At 73.8% G+C, this 21,515-nt stretch carries 17 protein-coding genes; 7 read left to right on the forward strand and 10 right to left on the reverse strand.

Going from position 1 to position 21,515, the window contains the following annotated elements; genetic code table 11:
* Nucleotides 1-274: 274 nt before the first annotated feature.
* Complete coding sequence (locus VFJ94_RS09945; protein WP_325004048.1) at nucleotides 275-895, reverse strand: superoxide dismutase; 621 nt, start codon at nucleotides 893-895, stop codon at nucleotides 275-277.
* Between the two features lie 159 nt (nucleotides 896-1,054).
* Here VFJ94_RS09945 and VFJ94_RS09950 point away from each other — a divergent pair, with 159 nt between their 5' ends.
* Nucleotides 1,055-1,543 (forward strand): TY-Chap domain-containing protein, encoded by a 489-nt coding sequence (locus VFJ94_RS09950; protein WP_325004049.1) that lies wholly within the window; start codon nucleotides 1,055-1,057, stop codon nucleotides 1,541-1,543.
* A gap of 15 nt (nucleotides 1,544-1,558) precedes the next feature.
* Here VFJ94_RS09950 and VFJ94_RS09955 read toward each other — a convergent pair whose 3' ends face one another.
* The gene (locus VFJ94_RS09955; protein WP_325004050.1) at nucleotides 1,559-2,401 is read right to left on the reverse strand and encodes an SDR family NAD(P)-dependent oxidoreductase; all 843 of its coding nucleotides are present in this window, start codon (nucleotides 2,399-2,401) and stop codon (nucleotides 1,559-1,561) included.
* A gap of 63 nt (nucleotides 2,402-2,464) precedes the next feature.
* On the opposite strand from VFJ94_RS09955, the gene VFJ94_RS09960 reads away from it, so the two are divergent.
* Nucleotides 2,465-3,805, forward strand: a complete 1,341-nt coding sequence (locus VFJ94_RS09960; RefSeq protein WP_325004051.1) for a DUF4921 family protein — start codon at nucleotides 2,465-2,467, stop codon at nucleotides 3,803-3,805.
* Here the strand turns inward: VFJ94_RS09960 and VFJ94_RS09965 are convergent.
* The 5 genes from VFJ94_RS09965 to VFJ94_RS09985 form a co-directional block, all read right to left on the reverse strand.
* Nucleotides 3,742-5,181 carry an NAD(P)/FAD-dependent oxidoreductase gene (locus VFJ94_RS09965; protein WP_325004052.1) on the reverse strand — a complete coding sequence of 480 codons (1,440 nt, stop codon included), beginning with the start codon at nucleotides 5,179-5,181 and terminating at the stop codon, nucleotides 3,742-3,744. The genes VFJ94_RS09960 and VFJ94_RS09965 overlap by 64 nt on opposite strands.
* A complete protein-coding gene (locus VFJ94_RS09970) occupies nucleotides 5,178-6,209 on the reverse strand; it encodes an LLM class flavin-dependent oxidoreductase (RefSeq protein WP_325004053.1) in 1,032 nt (343 codons plus the stop codon). Before VFJ94_RS09970 ends, VFJ94_RS09965 begins: the two co-directional genes overlap by 4 nt.
* A 129-nt stretch (nucleotides 6,210-6,338) precedes the next feature.
* Entirely contained in the window at nucleotides 6,339-7,913 is a 1,575-nt protein-coding gene (locus VFJ94_RS09975) for an FMN-binding glutamate synthase family protein (RefSeq protein ID WP_325004054.1), read from the reverse strand.
* A 59-nt stretch (nucleotides 7,914-7,972) separates the two neighbouring features.
* Complete coding sequence (locus VFJ94_RS09980; protein ID WP_325004055.1) at nucleotides 7,973-8,479, reverse strand: MarR family transcriptional regulator; 507 nt, start codon at nucleotides 8,477-8,479, stop codon at nucleotides 7,973-7,975.
* Between the two features lie 52 nt (nucleotides 8,480-8,531).
* Entirely contained in the window at nucleotides 8,532-9,677 is a 1,146-nt protein-coding gene (locus tag VFJ94_RS09985) for a pyridoxal phosphate-dependent aminotransferase (RefSeq protein ID WP_325004079.1), read from the reverse strand.
* A gap of 183 nt (nucleotides 9,678-9,860) precedes the next feature.
* Here VFJ94_RS09985 and VFJ94_RS09990 point away from each other — a divergent pair, with 183 nt between their 5' ends.
* From VFJ94_RS09990 to VFJ94_RS10000, 3 genes are all read left to right on the forward strand, one after another.
* Complete coding sequence (locus VFJ94_RS09990; RefSeq protein WP_325004056.1) at nucleotides 9,861-11,162, forward strand: MFS transporter; 1,302 nt, start codon at nucleotides 9,861-9,863, stop codon at nucleotides 11,160-11,162.
* Between the two features lie 56 nt (nucleotides 11,163-11,218).
* Nucleotides 11,219-12,286: an alpha/beta fold hydrolase gene (locus VFJ94_RS09995; protein WP_325004057.1), complete on the forward strand. Its 1,068-nt coding sequence runs from the start codon at nucleotides 11,219-11,221 to the stop codon at nucleotides 12,284-12,286.
* Nucleotides 12,287-12,434: 148 nt separating this feature from the next.
* Complete coding sequence (locus VFJ94_RS10000) at nucleotides 12,435-12,911, forward strand: CoA-binding protein (RefSeq protein WP_325004058.1); 477 nt, start codon at nucleotides 12,435-12,437, stop codon at nucleotides 12,909-12,911.
* Nucleotides 12,912-12,920: 9 nt separating this feature from the next.
* On the opposite strand, the gene VFJ94_RS10005 is transcribed toward VFJ94_RS10000, so the two are convergent.
* A complete protein-coding gene (locus tag VFJ94_RS10005; protein ID WP_325004059.1) occupies nucleotides 12,921-13,856 on the reverse strand; it encodes an SGNH/GDSL hydrolase family protein in 936 nt (311 codons plus the stop codon).
* A 145-nt stretch (nucleotides 13,857-14,001) separates the two neighbouring features.
* Here VFJ94_RS10005 and VFJ94_RS10010 point away from each other — a divergent pair, with 145 nt between their 5' ends.
* Together VFJ94_RS10010 and VFJ94_RS10015 are read left to right on the forward strand one after the other, a co-directional pair.
* Nucleotides 14,002-15,078 (forward strand): hypothetical protein, encoded by a 1,077-nt coding sequence (locus VFJ94_RS10010; RefSeq protein WP_325004060.1) that lies wholly within the window; start codon nucleotides 14,002-14,004, stop codon nucleotides 15,076-15,078.
* Nucleotides 15,075-17,777, forward strand: coding sequence for a multicopper oxidase domain-containing protein (locus tag VFJ94_RS10015; RefSeq protein WP_325004061.1), 2,703 nt, complete (start codon nucleotides 15,075-15,077; stop codon nucleotides 17,775-17,777). Before VFJ94_RS10010 ends, VFJ94_RS10015 begins: the two co-directional genes overlap by 4 nt.
* A gap of 42 nt (nucleotides 17,778-17,819) precedes the next feature.
* Here the strand turns inward: VFJ94_RS10015 and VFJ94_RS10020 are convergent, their stop codons facing one another.
* Together VFJ94_RS10020 and VFJ94_RS10025 are read right to left on the reverse strand one after the other, a co-directional pair.
* Nucleotides 17,820-18,665 carry an ABC transporter permease gene (locus tag VFJ94_RS10020; RefSeq protein ID WP_325004062.1) on the reverse strand — a complete coding sequence of 282 codons (846 nt, stop codon included), beginning with the start codon at nucleotides 18,663-18,665 and terminating at the stop codon, nucleotides 17,820-17,822.
* The gene (locus VFJ94_RS10025; RefSeq protein ID WP_325004063.1) at nucleotides 18,662-21,475 is read right to left on the reverse strand and encodes an alpha/beta fold hydrolase; all 2,814 of its coding nucleotides are present in this window, start codon (nucleotides 21,473-21,475) and stop codon (nucleotides 18,662-18,664) included. Before VFJ94_RS10025 ends, VFJ94_RS10020 begins: the two co-directional genes overlap by 4 nt.
* Nucleotides 21,476-21,515 lie beyond the last annotated feature (40 nt).

Raw genomic sequence — 21,515 nt, forward strand, 5'->3', positions numbered from 1 at the left:
CGAAGTGGCCACTCGACGGGGAGCGCGGCTCGGGAACTGCACCAAAGTGGCCACTCGACGGGGAGGGGGCTGCCCCTCGAAGGTCGAGTGGCCACTTTCGTTCGGGAACCGTGCAGAAGTGGCCACTCGACGGGGAGCGCGGCTCGGGAACTGCACCAAAGTGGCCACTCGACGGGCTGGGGGGCTGCCCCTCGAAGGTCGAGTGGCCACTTTCGTTCGGGAACCGTGCGAAAGTGGCCACTCGACGGGGAGGAGGGCGCCGATCAGGCGAGGCTCAGACGGGGATGATGAGCCCCTTCGTGGCCCGGGCCCGGGCGAGCCGGTCCGCGACGTCCGGCCAGTTGACGACGTTCCACCACGCGTTGACGTAGTCAGCCTTGACGTTCTCGTACTGCAGGTAGAACGCGTGCTCCCACATGTCGAGCTGGAGCAGCGGGATCTGGCCGACGGGGATGTTGCCCTGCTGGTCGAACAGCTGCATCACGTTGAGGCGCTCGCCGACGGTGTCCCACGCGAGGATCGACCAGCCGGAGCCCTGGATGGCGTTGGCGTTGGCGTTGAACTGCGCCTGGAACTTGTCGAACCCGCCGAAGAACTCGTCGATCGCCGCGGCGACCTCGCCCTCGGGGCTGCCACCGCCGTCCGGGCTCATGTTCAGCCAGAAGACGGAGTGGTTGGTGTGGCCGCCGAGGTGGAAGGCGAGGTTCTTCTCCACGCCGTTGATCGCCGCGAAGTCGCCGCTGGAGCGCATCTCCTCGAGCTTGGCGACCGCCGCGTTGGCGCCGTCGACATAGGCCTTGTGGTGCTTGGAGTGGTGCAGCTCCATGATCCGAGCGCTGATGTGCGGCTCCAGAGCGGCGTAGTCGTAGGGGAGTTCGGGAAGCGTGTAAGCCACAGGAGTTCCTCTCGTTGGGACCAGTCGGCTCGGCCACTCTATTGCGCGGCCTCGCCCGCGCCGCAAGGGTGCGGACGGGCAACGGAGTGGCACTGTCCGGCCACTGGGGCGGCATACCCCTCGTGGGCCCCACCGGAAACGGTGGGGCACCATGGTCGGGTGACGACGCCCGGGGCGCTGGACGAGACGTGGGAGAGCTGGACCCGCCGGGTCGCCGACGAGCTGCGGGAGCTGCGCCACGGCGGCTGGCTCACGCTGTCGGTGCGGCCGGAGCGGCCCACGGCGCCGCGTGCGGACGTCACGCCGCGCGGCTGGCGGCGCCTGCTCGGTCGAGCGGGGCGTCGCTCGCGCGCCCGGGTGACGGTGCCGGCCGAGGCCTTCGTCCAGGCCCGGCACCTGGAGGGCCGGCTGGCGCTGGAGTGCATCGGGGACACGGAGTTCGAGGGGCTCACGGACCTCACCGCCGACCAGCAGCGCCGACTCGTGGACGCGGGGTGGGAGCAGGACGGCCACGAGCCGTCGTTCAGCCGGGCGTTCGAGCCGGTCGACCGCTCCGCGGAGCGGGCAGCGGAGCTGCTCACGGTCACGCTGCGAGACGTCCTCGGGGCACCCGCGCCGGAGGCGGTCGAGGTCCGGCGCCCACGCTGAGGCGTCGGCGACACCTCAGCGCGGCACCCGCGGACTCCGGCCACGCGCGAGGTCCCGCGCCGCCCGGCGCATCGCCGCCCGGTAGACCGGCCGGAGGTGGCGCTTGGCCCACCACACGAGACGGCCGTCGACGTCGGTGAGGATGACGTCCCGGCGCGCGTCGATCCCCAGGACGACCTTGCCGGCGACGTGCTCGGCCGACCGGCGCGCCGTCGTGATCATCGACACCGCCGACCGCTCCAGCTCCACATCGGCACCGCGCAACGACGTGTGCAGGTTGGTCCGGAAGAACGACGGGCACACAACCGACACCGCGATCCCGTAGGGCGCGAGCTCATGCGACAGCGTCTCGCTCAAGGCGACGACGCCCGCCTTGACGGTGTTGTAGGACGCCATGCCCGGGGCGTGGACCAGGCCGGCGAGCGAGGCGACGTTGACGATGTGCCCGTCGCCCTGATCCTTGAACACCGGGACGAAGGCCCGGCAGCCGCGCACGACGCCGAGCAGGTTGGTCTCGACGATCCAGCGCCAGTCGTCCATCGTCGTGACGTCGATCCGGCCTCCCGCCGCCACCCCGGCGTTGTTGACGAGCACGTCCAGGCCACCCCACCGCTGGGCCACGTCCCGCCGCGCGTCCTCCCAGTCGGCTTCGCTGCGCACGTCGAGCTGCCGGTAGGCGGCGGCGTCCGGCAGGACCGCCGGGCGCCCCGGTCCGAGGTCGGTGGCCACGACGTGGTCCCCGCGCGCGGCGAGCTCGCGGACCAGCGCGAGCCCGAGGCCCGAGGCGGCGCCGGTGACGAGCACGCGGCGCGGGGTGCTCGGCGGGTGCGCTGACACGAAAGGTCGGGAGGTCGGCATACGACAGAGGGTATGCCGCCGTGCCGGGCATCCCCGGCAGGTCGGCCACCTACGCTGGTGGCTGTGACGGAGCACCTGGCGCGTCTGCCCGACGGCACGGTCAAGCAGGTCAACCCCTTCACCGGCACCCAGGTGTGGACGCTGCCGTCCCGAGGTCGCCGACCGTGGGACTCGGGCCGACCTGCGGCGCGGCCGCTCGACCCCCTGGAGCGTGAGCGCTGGTGCGCCTTCTGCCCGGGCCGGAAGCTCGACACCACTCCGGAGATTGCCCGGCTCGTCCGCGAGGGCGACGGCTGGCGGGCGGCTCACGTCGCCACGGCCGAGGAGCTCGACTCCTCCGTGGCCGAGTTCCGGCTGGTGCCCAACCTCTTCGAGATCCTGTCCTACGACTACTGGAGGCTCGTCCACGGCTTCAGGCCGACGCCCGCGATGGATGCCCGGCGCACGGCATACCTCTCGACTCCGCTCGGTCGCGAGCACGTCACACGGCTCGCGCGCCTGAGGCGGTGGGCCGAGGGCGTGCCGGTGGACCAGCTCACCGCCCGCTCCTTCGAGGACGACGTCGCCGAGGCGGCATCCTTCTTCGCCGGCAACCATCACGTGGTCATTGCCAGACGGCACTTCGTCGACGGCGCGCAGGACGACTCGCAGCTGGCCGGATCGGGCACCTTGACACCGGAGGAGCACTGGAAGTACGTCGAGTTCACCATCGCGGCACTCGAATCGCTATACCGGGACAACCCTTTCGCGCGCTACGTCGCCGTGTTCCAGAACTGGCTGCGCCCCGCGGGCGCCTCCTTCGACCACCTGCACAAGCAGCTCGTCGCCATCGACGAGCTCGGCACCCAGGCGCAGCGGGAGATGGAACGGCTCCGGGACGAGCCCGACCTCTACGCGCGGTGGGGACCGCGGTATGCCGCCGAGCAGGGGCTCGTCGTCGCACGGACCGAGCGCGCGGTCGCCTTCGCCGGCGTCGGACACGTCTACCCGAGCCTCGAGGTGCACTGCCTGGACCCGGTCGGGACGCCGTGGGACCTCGACGTCGAGTCGGTGCGCGACGTCGCCGACCTCGTGCACGCCTGCCACGCCGCGACGGGTGCCGACATCCCCACGAACGAGGAATGGCACCATCGGCCGCCCTCGGTCGACCTGCCCATCCCGCTGCGGGTGGTGCTCAAGTGGCGGATCTCCACGCTCGCCGGGTTCGAGGGCGGCACCCGGATCTATGTCAACACGGTCGACCCGTGGACCGTGCGCGACCGTGTCTGCGCCCGGCTGCAGGGGCTGCGCGCGGACGGTGCCATCTCCGATCGCGTCATCCTCACTGCAGGCCCCCCACCTCAGCGAAAGGACATGTCCTCCGTCACGTCGGCGCGCGCCATCTCGCGCCGGTCGCGCAGGTAGTTCTGCCGCATGACCCACGGCGCCGAGTCCCCCTGTCGTGGAAGGCTGCCCGCGGCGCGCGTGACATACCCGGACGCCAGCGGCAGCAGGGGCCGCGGCTCGAGGTCCTCCCGCGGCACGGGCGTCGCGACGCGCCAGCCGTGCGCCCGCATGGTGTTGAGGAGCCGGCAGACGTAGCGCGCCGTGAGGTCGGCCCGCAGGCTCCAGGCGAGGTTGACGTAGCCCACGGAGATCGCGAGGTTCGGCACTCCGCCGAGCAGCGCCCCGCGATAGACGAACAGCTCACCCATCGCAGGTCGCTCGTCGTCCACGACGAGGTCGATGCCGCCGGCGATGCTCATCCGGAGCCCGGTGGCCGTGACGATGACGTCGGCCTCGAGCTCGCAGCCCGAGGTCAGGCGGATGCCCGTCGGCGTGACGCGGTCGATGGTGTCGGTGACGACGTCGGCACGGCCGTCACGGAGGGCGGCATACAGGTCGCCGTCCGGCACGGCGCAGAGCCGCTGGTCCCATGGGTCGTAGACGGGCGTGAAGTGCTCCCGGACGACGTCGGCGCCGAGCTCCCGTGTCGCGGCGCGGGACAGGAGCGAGCGGGCGACGGAGGGGCCCCGGCGGGTGAGCTGGTAGAAGCCCAGGCTGAGCAGGACGTTCTTCGTCCGGACGAGCCCGGCCGCCGCCCGCGTCGGCAGCACCCGGTGCGCGACCGCGCTGACGGGGTCGCGGCGGGGCAGCGACACCACCCATGTCGGGGACCGCTGGAGCATGGTGACGCGCGCGCCGCGCTCGGCCAGCGCCGGCACGAGGGTCACCGCGGTCGCCCCCGACCCGATGACGACCACACGCTTGCCCGCCACGTCGAGGTCCTCCGGCCAGAACTGCGGGTGGACGAGCCGTCCCCGGAAGTCCGCTTGGCCGGGGAGCTCTGGTCGGTGGGGGGTGTCGTAGTCGTAGTAGCCGGTGCAGAGGTAGAGGAACCCGCACGTCATGGTCTGGCGACGCGCCGCGGGCCCGACCTCCACGGTGACCGTCCACCGCGCGTCGTCGCTCGACCACGACGCGCCAATGACCTTGTGCTCGTAGCGGATCCGTCGGTCGACACCGTGCGAGCGGGCGACGCGCCGGATGTAGCCGAGGATCTTGGCGCCGTCGGCGAGCGTGTCCGCGTCGGTCCAGGGGTCGAAGGGGAAGCCGAGCGTCGACATGTCCGAGTCGGACCGGAGGCCGGGGTAGCGGAAGAGGTCCCACGTGCCGCCGATGGCGTCGCGGGCCTCGAGGATCGCCCACGACCGGTCCGGGCACGTCGTCATGAGGTGGTATCCCGCGCCGATGCCGGAGAGGCCGGCGCCGATGACGAGGACGTCGAGGTGCTCGCTCATCCGCCGAGCAGCTCTCGCACGCGCGGCGTGACCTCCTCGGCATACAGGCGTATGCACTCCATCCGGCGCTCGTGCGGCAACGTCCCGACGCTGTACTTGAGCTGGAAGCGCGACGCGCCGAGCAGGCGCATCGTCGCCGCGATCTTCTGCGCGACCGTCTCCGGTGAGCCGCAGTAGACCGCGCCGTCGGGACCGACCTGGGCGAGCGCCTGCTCGCGCGTCATCGGCGCCCACCGTCGCTCTCTGCCGATGACGTTCATGTATGCCGTGAAGTGGCCGAGGAACTCCTCACGGGCGCGCTCGTCGGTCGCCGCGACGTAGCCCGGCGAGTGCACCGCGATGGGCAGCTCGTCTCGCCGCGCCTCGGCGAGAGCCCGCCGGTAGAGGTCGGCGAGCGGCACGAACTGGCGGGCGGAGCCGCCGATGATGGCGATCACGATGGGGAGCCCGTAGCTCGCCGCCCGCACCACCGACTGCGGCGTGCCGCCCACGCCGACCCAGGTCGTCAACCGGCCGGACTCGGTGCGCGGCTGGATGAGCTCGGCCCGCAGCGGCGGCCGGATCGACCCCTCCCACGTGAAGGGCCGCTCCTCGAGGACCGTGGCGAGGAGGTCGAGCTTCTCGCTGAAGAGCGTCTCGTAGTCCTGCAGGTCGAGGCCGAAGAGCGGGAACGACTCGATGAAGGAGCCGCGACCCACGGTGATCTCGGCGCGGCCCCGCGAGATCGCGTCGAGGGTCGAGAACCGCTCGAAGACCCGGATCGGGTCGTCGGACGACAGCACCGTGACCGACGTGCCGAGCCGGATCCGCTCGGTGCGGCCGGCGAGCGCCGCGAGCACGATGTCGGGAGCGGAGACGGCGTAGTCGGCGCGGTGGTGCTCGCCGATGCCGAAGAAGTCGAGACCGCGGCGGTCGGCGAGCTCGCCCTCGGCCATGACCTCACGGATGACGACGGCCGGGTGCAGCGGGCGCCCTTCGTCGTCGCTGGCGATGTCGCCGAAGGTGTCGAGCCCGAGTTCCAGAGGCATGGCCCCATGGTAGGGATCGCCCACCGTCGCCCGGACCGTTCGCCCTTTGAGCACGGGGCTGCGCTACCGGGCACAAGCTGCTGGGAGACGCGCAGCTCGCGCCTCAAAACGCAGGCCGGGCCCGGCAGGTCAGCGCTCGGCGTGCTCCGACGGCGGCGCGGAGCCGCCGTGGGGCTGCGAGCCGGCCAGCAGGGCGAGCAGCTCGTCGAGGTCAGCCTTCGACGGCATACCCCACTCGGGCCGGTAGCCGACCACCTCGGCCATCGGGCGGGCGTCCATCTGGCCGTACATGATGTCGATGTCGCGCACGCCGAGCAGCGCCGGGTGCGGCACCCCGGCCGCCTCGGAGATCTTGAACATGTCTCGCCGCCACGTCTTCAGGTAGTTGGCCAGCCGGACCGACTTGGCGGTGGGGTCGACCCCCCGGCTCAGCCACGCGCTCTGCGTGGCCACGCCGGTCGGGCACGTGTCGGTGTGGCACTTCTGCGCCTGGATGCAGCCGATCGCGAGCATGGCCTCGCGCGCGACGTTGACCATGTCGACGCCGAGCGCGAAGGCGACGACGGCGTTCTCCGGCAGGCCGAGCTTGCCGGCACCCATGAAGGTGACGCCGTCGGTCAGGCCCGCCTCGGCGAAGAGCCGGTAGACCTTGGCGAACCCCGTCCGGAAGGGCAGCGAGACCGTGTCGCTGAAGACCATCGGCGCCGCGCCCGTGCCGCCCTCGCCGCCGTCGACGGTGACGAAGTCGACGCCGCGCGAGCCGTCGGACATGTGCCCGACCAGCTCCTCCCAGAAGTCGAGGTGGCCCACCGCCGACTTGATGCCGACGGGCAGCCCGGTCGCGTCCGCGACCTTCTCGACCCAGTCGAGCATGGAGTCGACGTCGGCGAACTCGGCGTGCCGCGACGGGCTGATGCAGTCGACGCCCTGCCGTATGCCGCGGATCCGGGCGATCTCAGGGGTGACCTTGGCGGCCGGGAGCACACCGCCGAGCCCGGGCTTCGCGCCCTGGCTCAGCTTGACCTCGATGGCCTTGACCGGCGCGGACGCGACGAGGTCGACGAGCCGCTTGAGGTCGAAGCGGCCCTGCTCGTCGCGGCACCCGAAGTAGGCCGTGCCGATCTGGAAGACGAGGTCCCCGCCGTGCCGGTGGTGGTCGGAGAGGCCCCCCTCACCGGTGTTGTGCAGGGCGCCGGCGAGGGCCACGCCCTCGTTGATCGCCCGGATCGCGGGCGCGGAGAGCGAGCCGAAGCTCATTGCCGAGACGTTGATAACCGAGTCGGGGCGGAAGGCGTGCCGCCGCGAGCGCGCGGCGCCGAGGACCTTGGCGCTCGGGAGCCACACGCCGACGGCGCGGTGCACGTCGGTCGGCGGGGCGACGGCCGCGAAGGTGCGCTGCTTCACGACCGGGTAGCCCTCTGCATACTCCAGGTCGTTGTCGCTGCCGAAGCCGGTGTAGTTGTTCTCGAGCTTGGCCGAGGCATAGACCCACGACCGCTGGTCCCGGCTGAAGGGCCGCTCCTCGTCGTTGCGCGCGACGATGTACTGCCGCAGCTCCGGCCCGAGCTTCTCGACGAGATACCTGCCGTGGCCGACCACGGGGAAGGTGCGCAGGAGCGCGTGCTTCTTCTGCAGCAGGTCGTATGCCGCGACGCCGCCGAGCCCGACCAGTGACAGCGCCGACGCGATCCGGGAGGTCCTCATGTCCCCGATCCTGCCCCGGTGCGGGGCGCGCGTCGAGGTGCCGACGCGGGCGGCACGGCTCAGCGGGCGTCGACGTCGTCGAGGCCGGCGATGACGGTCTCCAGGAGCCGGGCGAGCTCGGTCCTCTCCTCCGTGCTGAGGCCACGCAGCGTGTCGCTCTCGACGGGGTCGCCCTCGGTGATCGCGGCGCTGAACACGTCCCAGCCCTTCGCCGTCAGCCGGACGTGGGTGCGGGTGCGGTTGGCCGGGTCGGGCGAGCGCTCGACGAGGCCACGTGCGGCCATCCGGTCGAGGCGATGGGTCATCGACGAGGGCCCCACGCTCGTGAGCACGGCGAGCTGGCTCGGCGTGACCGCCGACTCGTGGGCCCGCGCGAGGGTCGCCAGCACGGCCCACTCACCATGGGTGAGCCCGAGGTCGGCGAACTCGCGGGTGTACCACTGGTCGAGCCTCTTGGTCACCCCGTACACCGCGGTGAGAACACGCTGGACCGACTCCTGGCCGCCATCGGCGACGTAGGCCGCCACGGCCCTGCGGTGCGCCTGCGCCGCCGACCGCCGTGCCACGCCCCGATTCTGCCATGCGTTCTTCCGAGGCGCAGGGTCGACGTCGACGGGTCTACCGCTGCTGGAACGCGACGATCCGCTCGATCGCCTCGCCGACGGCGAGCGACCCGGCGGCGAAGCTGAGCCGCACGGAGCACGCGCCTGCCCGGTCGTCGAAGTCCCCGCCCGGCGTGAGCGCCACTCCCGCCTGCTCCAGGAGCGCCGCGGCATACGCGCTGGAGCTGCCCCACGTGGCGAGCTGCGGGCCGAGGTCCGCGTAGTAGTAGAAGGCGCCGTCCGCGGGGGCGGCCGGACCCCAGGCGAGCCGGTCGGCGTGGTCGAGCAGCAGCCTTCTCGTCCGGCCGAACTCGGCCACCGCCTCGTCGCACTCGGCATACGACTCGGCGGTGAAGGCCGCGACGGCCGCATACTGCGCGGGCGCGGGCGGGCACAGCGCGACGTTGCCGGCGAGGGCGTCGACGGCGCGCACGAGGTCCTCCGGCAGGAGCATCCAGCCCAGCCGCCAGCCGGTCATGCCCCAGTACTTCGAGAACGAGGAGATGACGACCGCCGACTCGTCGAGCTCCCACGCGCACACGCCCCGGGGGTCCGGCGCGCCCGGCTCGGGGTACGTCACGCCGTGGTAGATCTCGTCGCTGACGAGCCGCACCCCGTGCTCGAGGCACCACGCGGTGACCGCCGCGAGCTCCGCCCGGCTCACCATCGTGCCCGTGGGGTTGGCGGGCGAGGCGAGGACGAGCCCGGCGAGCCGCCCCTGCCCGTGCGCCGCGGCGAGCAGCTCCGGAGTCGGCTGGTAGCGCACCTCCGGCCCGCAGTCCATCTCGACGACCTCGCAGCCGAGCGCGCGCAGGATGTTGCGGTATGCCGGGTAGCCGGGGCGGGCGAGCGCCACCCGGTCCCCCGCCTCGAACGCGGCCAGGAAGGCCAGGAGGAAGGCGCCCGACGAGCCGGTGGTGATCGCCACCCGCGACGGGTCGACGTCGACGCCGTACCACCGGCCGTAGTGGGCGGCGACCTCGGCGCGCAGCTCCCGGATCCCGAGCGCGGAGGTGTAGGTCAGCGCCCGACCGGAGGCGTGGAGCGAAGCCGCGGCGTGGGAGACCTCGGCCGGCGCCCCACCGGACGGCTCGCCGGCGCAGAGCGAGATGACGTCACGGCCGGCGCCGCGCAGGACCGCGACGCGGTCGAGGATGTCCATGACCTCGAAGGCAGGGACCCTCGAGCGCACCGACGGAGCGAAGGCCGGCAGCGAGGGCACCGAGGGCGACGATGGCACCGAGGGCGACGAGGGCACGGCGGAGGTCACCGGGCCAGTCTGTCGCACGGCCCGGCATCCGGGACCGGCAGGCCGGTGTCGCCGGGCCGTCCTACCCTTGGGCGCATGAGCCTGACGCGCGCGCCGCAGCTGCGGACCCGCACCTGGCATCCGGCGTGGACGGTGGCGGCCGTGACGCTGGGCGCGCTCGTCGCGGCCGCCGCGTTCCGCTCGTCGACCGGCGTGCTGATGGAGCCGATCGAGCGTGAGTTCGGCTGGGACCGCACGACGACGTCGGGCGCGGTGAGCCTCAACCTCGTCCTCTTCGGCCTCGTCGCGCCGTTCGCCGCCGCGCTGATGGACCGCTGGGGCGTGCGCCGGATCGTCACCGCAGCGCTCGGCCTCGTCGGCCTCGCGAGCGCCGCGACGACGGTCATGACGCAGGCCTGGCACCTCTGGCTGCTGTGGGGGCTCGTCATCGGCACGGGCACCGGCATGATGGCGCTCGTCTTCGGGGCCATCGTGGCCAACCGCTGGTTCGTGCGGCACCGGGGGCTCGTGACCGGGATCTTCTCGGCGGGCAACGCCACCGGCCAGCTCGTCTTCCTCCCGCTCGTCGCGCGCGCGGCGACCGGGCCGGGCTGGCGCGCCGCTGCCCTCGTCGTCGCCACCTTGTCCCTCGTCATCATGGTGGCCGTCGCGCTGCTCCTGCACGACCACCCCCACGACCTCGACGTGCTGCCCTACGGCGCCGACGACGACTACGTCGTGCCGGTCTCCCCGTATGCCGAGCGGCCGCTGCGGGCGGCGGTCAGGGTGCTGCGCGAGTCGAGCCGGCAGTGGCCCTTCTGGGCCCTGCTCGGCAGCTTCTTCGTGTGCGGCTGGTCGACCAACGGCCTCATCCAGACCCACTTCGTGCCGGCCGCCCACGACCACGGGATGCCGACGACGACCGCTGCCGGCCTGCTCGCGGTCGTCGGCGTCTTCGACATCCTCGGCACCGTGGCGTCCGGCTGGCTGACTGACCGCATGGACGCCCGCGTCCTGCTCGCGGTCTACTACGCCTTCCGCGGCCTGTCCCTCTTCACCCTCCACCACGTGCTCAGCCCCGAGGTGCAGCCGCAGCTGTGGGTCTTCATCGTCTTCTACGGGCTGGACTGGGTCGCCACGGTGCCGCCGACCGTCGCCCTCTGCCGGCAGCACTTCGGCCTGCACGACTCGGGGGTCGTCTTCGGCTGGACCTTCGCCTCGCACATGGTCGGGGCCGGTGTCGGGGCGAGCTTCGCCGGCTGGATCCGCCAGGCCAACGGCAGCTACGAGACGGCGTGGTATGCCGCCGGGCTGCTCTGCCTGGGCGCCGCCGTGGTGGTCATGACCATCCGCAGGCCGGTCGCCGACCACTCCGTCCCGGCGCAAAGCCCTGCCTGAGCGCACGCTCGCTGCTAGAACGGGTCCGGAACGAGTCGTCTCGGAAAGGACCCGCCGTGCCCGCAGCCTCCCCTCGAGCCTTCGCCGGCTCACGCGTGACGACGCCCCGCCTGACGATGAACGTGTGGGCCTGCGGGCCGGAGGACGGCGTGCCGCTGCTGCTCGTCCACGGCAACCTGACCACCGGCGGCTTCTGGCGCTACGTGGCGGCCGAGCTGCAGGACGACGTCCGGGTGGTCGCCCCCGACCTGCGCGGCTACGGCGACACCGACCCCGTCCCGGTCGACGCCACGCGCGGGCTGGGCGACATGGTCGACGACGTCCACGGGCTGCTCGAGACCCTCGGCCTCGCCGGGTCGCGTCGCGTCAACGCCGCCGGGTGGTCGATGGGCGCCGGCGTGCTGCAGCAGCTGATGCTCGAGCACCCGGACGACCTCGCCAGCGTCACCCTGCTCGCACCGCTGTCGCCCTACGGCTTCGGGGGCACCCGCGGCGACCGCGGCGAGCGTGTCTCGGCCGACGGCGCGGGCACGGGCGGCGGCGGCGTGAGCCCGGAGTTCGTCCGCAGGCTGGCTGCCAGGGACGCGAGCGAGCTCGACCCACCGACGAGCCCCCGGTTGACGTTGCGCACCTTCTTCGGCCCCGGCGCCAACGCCGCCGCCGTGGACGAGGACTTCCTCGTCGAGCAGCTGCTCACGACCCGCACCGGCGACGACTTCTACCCCGGGGACAGCCGGCCCTCGCCCCACTGGCCCGGCTTCGCGCCTGGTGACCGCGGCATCCTCAACACCATGGCGCCGACCCACTACGACGCGAGCGGCATCGTCGACCTCGACCGCAAGCCGCCGGTCACCTGGCTGCACGGCACCCTGGACCAGGTCGTCGGCGACCGGTCGATGTTCGACCTCGCCACGCTCGGCGAGCTGGGCGCGGTGCCCGGGTGGCCGGGTGCCGAGACCGCGCCCTCCCAGCCGATGGAGGCCCAGACGCGGGCGGTGCTGGCGGTCTACGAGGCCAACGGCGGGCGCGTCAAGGAGGTCGTCCTCGAGGGCGTCGACCACGGCATCCCGCTCGCCGTGCCCGGCCGCGTCGCCGAGGAGATCACCGCCATCCTCGTGCGCTGACCCGGCAGCGACGCGGAGCCGGCGCCGGGACGGGCCGCGGGCGCGCCGGGCGGGACCTTGGGCCCTGTCGGCCTGGTCGGCCCGCGGCCGACGATGGGCGCAAACGACCCGAGGCGCGCCGCGCGCCGCGCGACCCAAGGAGACGCACATGCAACCGATCAGCACCGCCGCCGCCGAGTTCCTCGGGACCAAGCGGGTGGCGGTCACCGGAGTGTCCCGCACGCCGGCCAGCCACGGCAGCAACGTCGTCTACCAGCGGCTGCGCGAGCGCGGCTACGAGGTCTTCGCGGTCAACCCCAACGCCGAGCAGGTCGAGGGCGACCCGTGCTACGCCAACCTCGCGGCCATCCCCGGAGGGGTCGAGTCGGTCGTCATCGGCACGCGCCCGGAGCGCGCGCTCGACACGGTCCGCGAGTGCGAGCAGCTCGGCATCCGGCACGTGTGGATGCACCGCTCCTTCGGCGGTGGCAGCGTCTCGAAGGAGGCCACGGAGTATGGCCGGCAGCACGGGATCACGGTCATCGACGGCGGGTGCCCGCTGATGTTCGCGCCGACGTCCGACGGCGGCCACAGGGTGATGAAGTGGGCTTTCACCATGAACGGGCACGTGCCCCGCAGGGTGTGACCGTCACGGTCACCGCACCGTGGAGATGTCGATCGCCGCGAGCCGCTCGGTGATCTCGAGCTGCCCGGTCGCGGAGGGGTGCAGGCCGTCCCGCCCGTAGAGGTAGCGGAGCTGCTCACGCCCGTCCGCCCCGTTGAACGCTCGCCAGATGTCCGCGCACACGAACCCGTGCCGCCGAGCCGTCGCGCAGTCCATCCGGTTCCACTCCATGGCGATGGCCACCGACGTCGCCATCACGGCCTCCCGCTCGCCCGCCGGCACGGAGCGACCGAGGACGTCCGGGTTGCCGACGCGGGGGTTGTAGGTGCCGAGGGCCACCCGCACCTGGGGGTGGCCGGCGGCCAGCCGCTCGACCGTCGCGTAGACGCCGTCGAGCTCCGCGGCATACCGGGAGAGGGTGTCGGCGACACAGCCGGGGGTGAGGCGGCGCATGGCCGCTGCCCACTCGCGGACCGAGCCGGGCGGGCGCGCCCGGCACGGGTCACCGGGTCGCCACGGAGGTCCGTCGTCGAAGCCCACGGAGACGACGACGATGTCGGCCGTGGCCACGATGGCCTCCCGCTCATCCGACGTCAGGGCGAGCCGCAGCCCGGCGACGTCGCCCTGCGGCAGGGCGAGGTTGTCGAGGAGGACGGACCGGCCGGTGACGGTGCGCAGGTAGGTGGCGTACTGCCGGTCGAAACCCAGGCAGTGGTCGCAGCCGGCGGTCGCCAAGGCGACCGAGTCACCGAGGACGACGAGTCGCAGCGGGTCCGCCAGCGTCATGCGAGGGGCGGGGTCGGTGCGCCCGGGTGCGGCGCCCGCCAGCGCCGCGGTGGCGACCGGTCCCAGGGCCGTGGGCGAGGGCCGCGCGGTCGTGCCGATGGCCGAGCACCCGAGGAGCGGCAGCAACCCGAGGACGCAGGCCGCTGCCGACGCGAGGCGGGGAAGCAGCCGGCGGGACATGGCGCGCCTTCCAGAGGACCGCTCTACGGGCGAGCGGGAAGCGTGGTGCTCACCTCCGACGGTACGCGTGCCGGTGACCGGGCGCGACGCGTTCCCGGGGGCGGCCGGTTTGCCGCCCGCCCGCCGAATATCTACAGTGACGACCGTGGAAATACGTCGGCCCCGCACCCACGGCCGCGCCATTGCCCTCCTCCCAGCCGGCGTCGCCCTGCTGGCCGGGCTGGACGCGGCCCTGCTCCTGCTCGGCCTCCCCGCGCCGGTGGCGGCCCCCCGCCTCGGCGAGCTGCACGGCATGCTCATGGTCGTCGGCTTCCTCGGCACCCTGATCGCCCTCGAGCGAGCCGTCGCGCTGCGCTCGCCCCTGGGGTATGCCGCCCCCGCGCTCCTCGGCCTCGGATCCCTCGCGCTGCTGTCCCCGCTGCCCCAGACGCTCGGCAAGCTGCTCCTCGTCGACGGCGCCCTGGCGCTCGTCGCCGTGTATGCCGCGCTGCTGCGCCGCACCCACGACGACGTCGTGCTCGTGGAGCTGCTTGCCGCCCTCCTGGTTGTCGTCGCCACCGGCCTCTGGCTCCGGGTGGACGTGCCGTGGCTGCTGCCGTGGCTCGTCGGGTTCGTCGTGCTGACGATCTGCGCCGAGCGCGTCGAGCTCGCCCGGCTCGTCATGCCCGCGACGGGCGGGCGCACGCTCGTGCTGCTCGCCAGCGCCCTCGTCGTCACGCTGGTGCTCGCCCTGCTCTGGCCCGAGCCGGGCACCCGGGCGGTCGGGCTCGTCGTCGGAGCGCTCGTCGTCTGGCTCGTGCGGCACGACGTGGCTCGCCGCACCGTCCGCGCCTCGGGCCTGCCGAGGCTGAGCGCTGCGGCCCTGCTCGGCGGCTACGGGTGGCTCCTCGTCGCCGGCGTCGCCTGGGCCGCGCGCGGCGCGGAGCGGCAGGGCGCGGCATACGACCTCGTCGTCCACGCCGTCTTCCTCGGCTTCGCCCTCTCCATGGTCATCGCCCACGCGCCGGTCATCCTCCCGGCCGTCCTGCGGCGCCCGCTGCCCTACCGCCCGGTGCTCTGGGCGCCGCTGGGGCTGCTCCACGCGAGCCTCGTCATCCGGGTCGCAGGCGACCTCGGCGGCTCCCGGCCGCTGTGGCAGACGGGTTCGGTCCTCAACATCACCGCCGTGCTGCTCTTCGTCGTCGTGGCGGCCGTCTCCGTGGCGGCCGGGAGCAGGCCGTGAGCGCCCGGGGCAGATGGCTGCTGCGCGACCGGCCCGTCGTGCTGTGGCTCGGCCTCGCGGTCCTCGTGAGCCTCGTCCACCCCTTCTTCGCCGCGTCGCGATGGCTCCTCGTGCACCTCGTCGTGCTGGGCGCCGTGACCCACTCCATCCTCGTGTGGAGCACCCACTTCACCGACGCCCTGCTCAAGACCTCTCCGGACCTCGAGAGCCGGCGACGGCAGAGCCAACGGCTGACCACGCTGCTCGTCGGCGCCTCCCTCGTCTTCGTCGGGGTGCCGACCGCCGTGTGGCCGGTGACGGTGGCCGGGGCGACGCTCGTCTCGGCGGCGGTCCTCTGGCACGCCGTCGGGCTCGTCCGGCGGCTGCGGGCGGCGCTGCCCGGCCGCTTCCGGATCACCGTGCGCTACTACGTCACGGCGGCGCTGTGCCTGCCGGTCGGGGCGACCTTCGGGGTGCTCCTCGCGCGTGGCCACGGCGACGCGGGGCACGGGCGCCTCCTCGTGGCGCACACCATGACGATGCTGCTCGGCTGGGTGGGGCTCACCGTGCTCGGCACGCTCGTCACGCTGTGGCCGACGATGCTGCGCACCCGGATGGACCCGCGTGCCGAGGCCACGTCGCGCCGGGCGCTGCCCGTGCTCGTCGCCGGGCTGGCCCTCGTCGTGACCGGCCCGCTGCTCGACCGCCCGGTCGTCGGTGCCGCGGGGGCGGCCGTCTACCTGGCCGGCGCGTGCTGGACCGGGGTGCCGCTGCTGTCCGCCGCCCGGCGCAAGCCGCCCGTCACGTTCGGCCCGCTGTCGGCCGGGGCGGGCCTGCTGTGGCTGCCCGTGGGTCTCGTGCTCCTCGGCTCGGGCCTGCTCACCGACGGCTCGTGGGCCGCCCTCGCGGACCGCTACGGCCGGCTCACCGCCGTCTTCGTCGTCGGGTTCGCCGTGCAGGTCCTCCTCGGGGCGCTCAGCCACCTCATCCCCGTCGTCCTCGGCGGAGGGCCGTCGGTGCTCCGGGCCGGCCTGGCGGAGCTGGAGCGCCTCGGCACGCTGCGCGTCGTCGTCACCAACCTCGGCCTGGGCCTCAGCCTGCTGCCGGTGCCGAGCCTGGCCCGGGTTGCCCTGACCTCGCTCGTGCTCCTCGCGCTCGCCTCCTTCCTGCCGCTGATGTTCCGCGGCATCCACGCCGCGGTCCGGGCCAAGCGAGCCGCCCTGTCGACCCAGGGGCCCGGTGCGCCGTCGCCGGAGCGGTATGCCGCGCCGGCCGCACCGTCGTGGTCGCGGCCCCAGCTCGTGGCCGGGGTGGCCGTCGTCGCCCTCGCGGCGACGGTCGGGGTCGGGCTCGACCCGGCGGCCGCGGGGCTCGGCGGGGGCCGAACCTCGAGCGTCGTCGTGACGCCGACCGGGCGCACCACCCGGGTCACGGTGACCGCCTCGGGCATGCGCTTCTCCCCCAGCGAGGTGCGGGTGCCGGTCGGAGACGCCCTCGTCATCGACCTCGTCAACGCCGACGCCTCCGACGTGCACGACCTCGCCCTCGAGGGCGGCGTGACGAGCGGGCGGCTCGCGCCCGGGGAGCGGCGCACGGTCGAGGCCGGGCTCGTCGCCGCGGACGTCGAGGGGTGGTGCTCCGTCGTCGGTCACCGGCAGATGGGCATGACCTTCTCCGTGAAGGCGCTCGGCACACCAGCGCCAGCCGCCCCGGCCCCGGGCGCCGCCGCCCCGGCCCCGGGCGCCGCCGCCCCGTTGCAGGCCTCCCCCGCCCGCCCGGCCATCGACTTCGCCCGGCGCGCGGAGGCCGGCTTCACGGCATACGACCCGGTGCTGCCTCCCCTGACGGACGACCGGGTCCGTCGCGTGACGCTCACCGTCGAGGAGGTGGAGGTGGAGGTGGCGCCCGGGGTGCGGCAGCGGCGGTGGACCTACAACGGGGCGACGCCCGGGCCGACCCTGCACGGCCGCGTCGGGGACGTCTTCGAGGTCACTCTTGTCAACCGGGGGTCCATGGGGCACTCCGTCGACTTCCACGCCGGCGAGGTGGCGCCGGACGCGCCGACGCGCACCATCGCGCCGGGACACAGCCTCGTCTACCGGTTCACGGCCAGCCGGGCCGGCATCTGGATGTACCACTGCTCGACGATGCCGATGTCGGCCCACATCGCGGCGGGCATGGCGGGCGCGGTCGTCATCGAGCCGCCCGGGCTGCCGCCGGTGGCGCGCTCCTACGTCCTCGTCCAGTCCGAGGTCTATCTCGGGGCGCCGGGCGCGGAGGTCGACGCCGACACGGTGCGGGCCGAGCGGCCGGACGCCGTCGTGTTCAACGGCATGGCCAACCAATACGTCGACCGACCGCTCACCGCGCGGGCCGGCGAGCGCGTCCGGCTCTGGGTGCTCGACGCGGGCCCCAACCGACCCTCGTCCTTCCACGTCGTCGGTGGGCAGTTCGACACCGTCTACTCCGAGGGGGCCTACCTCCTGCGGGCCGGCCATGATGCGCTCGACCCAGCCGGTGCGGGCACGGGCGCGCCCGGCCCGGGTGGCGGCGGCTCCGGTGGCGGCGGCCCGGGTGGGGCACAGGTCATCGCGCTCGGGCCCGGGCAGGGCGGGTTCGTCGAGCTGAGCCTGCCCGAGCCGGGCACGTACCCCCTCGTCTCCCACGTCATGGTCGACGCCGAGCGGGGCGCACGCGGCCTGCTGCGCGTGACGCCCTAGAGACGACCAGCGGCCACCGGGCGGTCACCGGGCGGCTGGCGGCTAGCTCAGGATGTCGGCTCGCCGGAACCGCCGGTAGGCCAGCATCGTGAACAGGATCGCCCAGGCGAGCGACCACAGGCTCCCGTGGACCACGTCGGTCCACCGCGGCTCGAGGATGATGACGTCCTGCCACGCTCGCGAGTAGTGCCCCGGCAGGGCGTTGCGCCACGGCTCCAGGGCGTCGATCTGGTCCAGGATGTTGGCGAGGATCGAGATGAGCACAGCGCCGCCGACCGCGGCGAGCGGCGCGTCGGAGCGCACCCCGAGCCAGAAGGCGATGGCGGCGACCGGAAGCAGGGTCACGAAGACGTAGCCGACGGCGATCCCGAGCCGGGGCAACAGCTCGGCCCACGACAGGTCCTCGCCAAGCGGGCTGGTGAGCGGCGCCCACCCGTAGGCCACCCCGCCGACGAGGGCGGACCACCCCACGAGGAGCAGGGTGGCGACCGCGGTCGTTGTGATGCCGATGAGCAGCTTGCTCGTCAGCAGCCGGGCACGCCTCACCGGCGCCACGAGCAGGTAGCGCAACGAGGACCACGACGCCTCGGAGGGCACGGCGTCGCCGCAGAAGAGCGCCGCGAGGAGGACGAGCAGCAGCTCCGACGAGACGAAGAGCGTGAAGAGCAGGAAGTTCGCCGACCCGCTCTGCGCCAGGTCGACGAACCGGGCGGAGGTGCTCGTGCGCTGGCCGGACGGGCGGTCGCCGAAGGCGAAAGCGGCGACGAGGACCAGCGGCAGCGCGAGGATGAGCCCGAAGGACACGAGGGTGCGGCGGCGGGACCACTGGCGGCGCCACTCGGCGCGCCAGGACAGCGGGGGGCGCGTCGTCGCAACCGGCCGGCTCATCGGGCCCTCACCTGCCGCAGCCGCTCGATGAGGGAGCCGTCCCCGCTGACGCCGCCCGGGCCGGTGGCTGTGGTGTCCGATCCGGCTTGGGCGATGACTCCGAGGAAGACCTCCTCGAGGTGCCGGCGGCTGCTGACCCCGACGAGCGGCATACGGACCGCCACGGCCGCCTCGACGACGACCGCACGGGGCAGGGTGGCGACGACGACGAGCCGGGTCGGGGTGTCGACGCGCACCTCGACGATGCCCGGCCGACCGGCGAGGAGCCCGGCCGACCGCTCGGTGTCGGCACCCTCGGCCAGGTCGAGGATCGTCGTGTCGTCGCTGGCCACGAGGTCCGCCACGAGGCCCGTGGTGACGACCCTCCCGGCGTGCATGACGACGACATGGGTGCACGTCATCTCGACCTCGGCGAGCATGTGGCTGGAGATGACGACGGTGCGGCCCGTGTCGGCATATCGGCGCAGGATCGGGCGCATGGCCGCGATCTGGGGCGGGTCGAGGCCGTTGGTCGGCTCGTCGAGGATGAGCAGCTCGGGCATGCCCAGCATCGCCTGCGCGATGCCCAGCCGTTGCCTCATGCCGTGGCTGTAGGACTTGACCGGCCGGTCCACCGCGCCGCCGAGGGCCGCCACGTCGAGCGCCTCCTCGACCCGCGCCTCCTCGGCCGGGCGACCGGTGGCCTCCCAGTAGGCCGCGAGGTTGGCCCGGCCGGTCAGGTGCGGCAGGAAGCCGGGCCCCTCGATGAGGGCGCCGACCCGCGCCAGGACGGGCGCGCCGGCGGACACGGGGTGGCCCAGGACGTGGACGCTGCCGGAGTCCGCGCGGATGAGCCCCATGACCATGCGCATCGTCGTCGTCTTGCCGGCGCCGTTGGGTCCGAGCAGTCCGACGACCTGTCCCCGCTCCGCTCGCCAGGACACGTCGTCGACGGCGCGGTGCCCGTCGGCATACGTCTTGGTCAGGCCCTCGACGACGAGCGGCACGTCGGCCAGGTCCTCCCTCCGCGGCTCGTGCAGCCGGCGGCGGCGCCGGAGCCACGCGGTGGCGACAGCGGTGGCGAGCAGCACCACGATGGCGCCGCCCGCGATGCCGGCCTCTGTGTCCAGGCCGGCGGTCCCGCCCACCCGCGTGCCGACCGAGACGGGCAGCGTGAGCCCAGACGCCGCCTGCACCTGCAGCGCCGCAGGGGTGCGGTCGTTGGTGTAGCCGCCCTCCGTCGTGCCGAGGAGCACCCGCCACCGGCTGCCGGCGGGCATGGACCAGGTCGCCGCCGGCAGGGACACGGTCACCGTCGTCGCGCGTCCGGGCGTCACGGGGAGCCGGACCGGGGCCACGAGCGGATGCTGGAGGGTCGGCTGGGCGCCCTCGAGCCGCCACAGCGAGGCGAAGAGCGTCGCAACCGGCGTGCTCGAGGTGACGGTGAGGCGCAGCGTCGGCGAGCCGACCACCGTGACCGACGTCGGGAGCGGCCCGGTGTCGAGCGTCACCGACTGTCCCGGCAGGGCGGCGATCTGGTAGGTCGCCAGGCCACCGCCGAGCGCGGCCAGGCCCGGGACGGCGACCATGGCGGCCGGCTGCCCGCCGGGTGGGCGCAGGAGCGCGCCGCCGCCGGTGACGGGCACCGTCACCGTGGCGGTGGGGGCTGTGGCGGTGGGGGCTGTGGCGGTGGGGGCCGTGGCGGCCCGCGACGTGGTCAGACCGGGGTATGCCGCCGTCGTCCACAGCGTCGAGGGCCGCCCGCGCCGCTGGGGTGGGATGGGATACGTGAAGGCGGCCACCGGCAGGGCCGCGTCCCGAGGGCCGCTGTGTGCGACGTAGTGGTCGAGCCAGCCCAGCGACGCGTCGGTCTCCTCCGCCTGGTGGGTGCTCGGGCCGTCATGGCCGCCGTCGCTCCACCGGACCGCCACGGGGGTGCCCGTGGCGGCAAGGGCCCGTGCCGTGGCGTCGGCCTGGTCGAGCCCGAAGAGGGAGTCGGCCGTGCCCTGGATGAGCATCGTCGGGGCCCTGACCCGCGCGAGGGTCGGCCGTGGGCTGTGAGCCCGCAGCAGCTGCAGCAGCGCACCGCTCGGGGAGCCCGTCGACGAGGCGTCGACGAAGAGCGAGCACACCGCCTCGTCGAAGCGGCCGCAGGCGGCCCGGCCGGTCGGCGGGGGGGCCGCCCGCTCGCCCGCGACCGCGCCGAGGAAGAAGGTCGAGGCCCACACCTGCTTGAACGGCCCCGGCGTGTCGATCGAGGACCGACCAGCCGGCGTGGCCGAGGGCCCGGCGACGGCGGCCTGCGGGAAGAACGCCTCCGCGAGGTCGTTCCACGTGATGGCCGCGACGACGCCATCAACGCGCTCGTCGGCACCGGCCAGCATGAGCGCCAGGGCGCCGCCGTAGCTCGCGCCCATGACGCCCACCCGGGGGTCGCCCTCTCGGTCCAGCTGCACGTCGTCGCGACGCGAGACGAGGTCCACCAGCGCCTTGGCGTCCGCCACCTCGAAGGCAGGGTCGTTGAGGTGGATGAGGCCCCCGGAGCGGCCGAACCCCCGGGCGGTCCAGGCCACCACGAGGTAGCCGCGACCCTGCAGCTGCGCCGCCTCCGCGGTCACGGACTCCTTGGTGCCGCCGAAGCCGTGCGCGAGGAGCACCACAGGCCGCGGCCCGGGCACGGCCGGGCGCCACAGCGAGACGTCGAGGGTCACCGGTGCTCCGTCGGCCTCGGGCCGCACCGGCACCCGCAGCTCCTCGGCGGAGGCCGAGGCGGCGCCGGTCGCGGCAGGGAGGGCCGTCGCGGGGCCGGCGACAGCCGACGACGCGGTCACCGACGCGACGAGCCCGGCAAGCAAGGCGAGTGCCGCGAAC

Source organism: Intrasporangium sp. (assembly GCF_035688975.1).
Classification (GTDB): Bacteria; Actinomycetota; Actinomycetes; order Actinomycetales; family Dermatophilaceae; genus CALMNV01.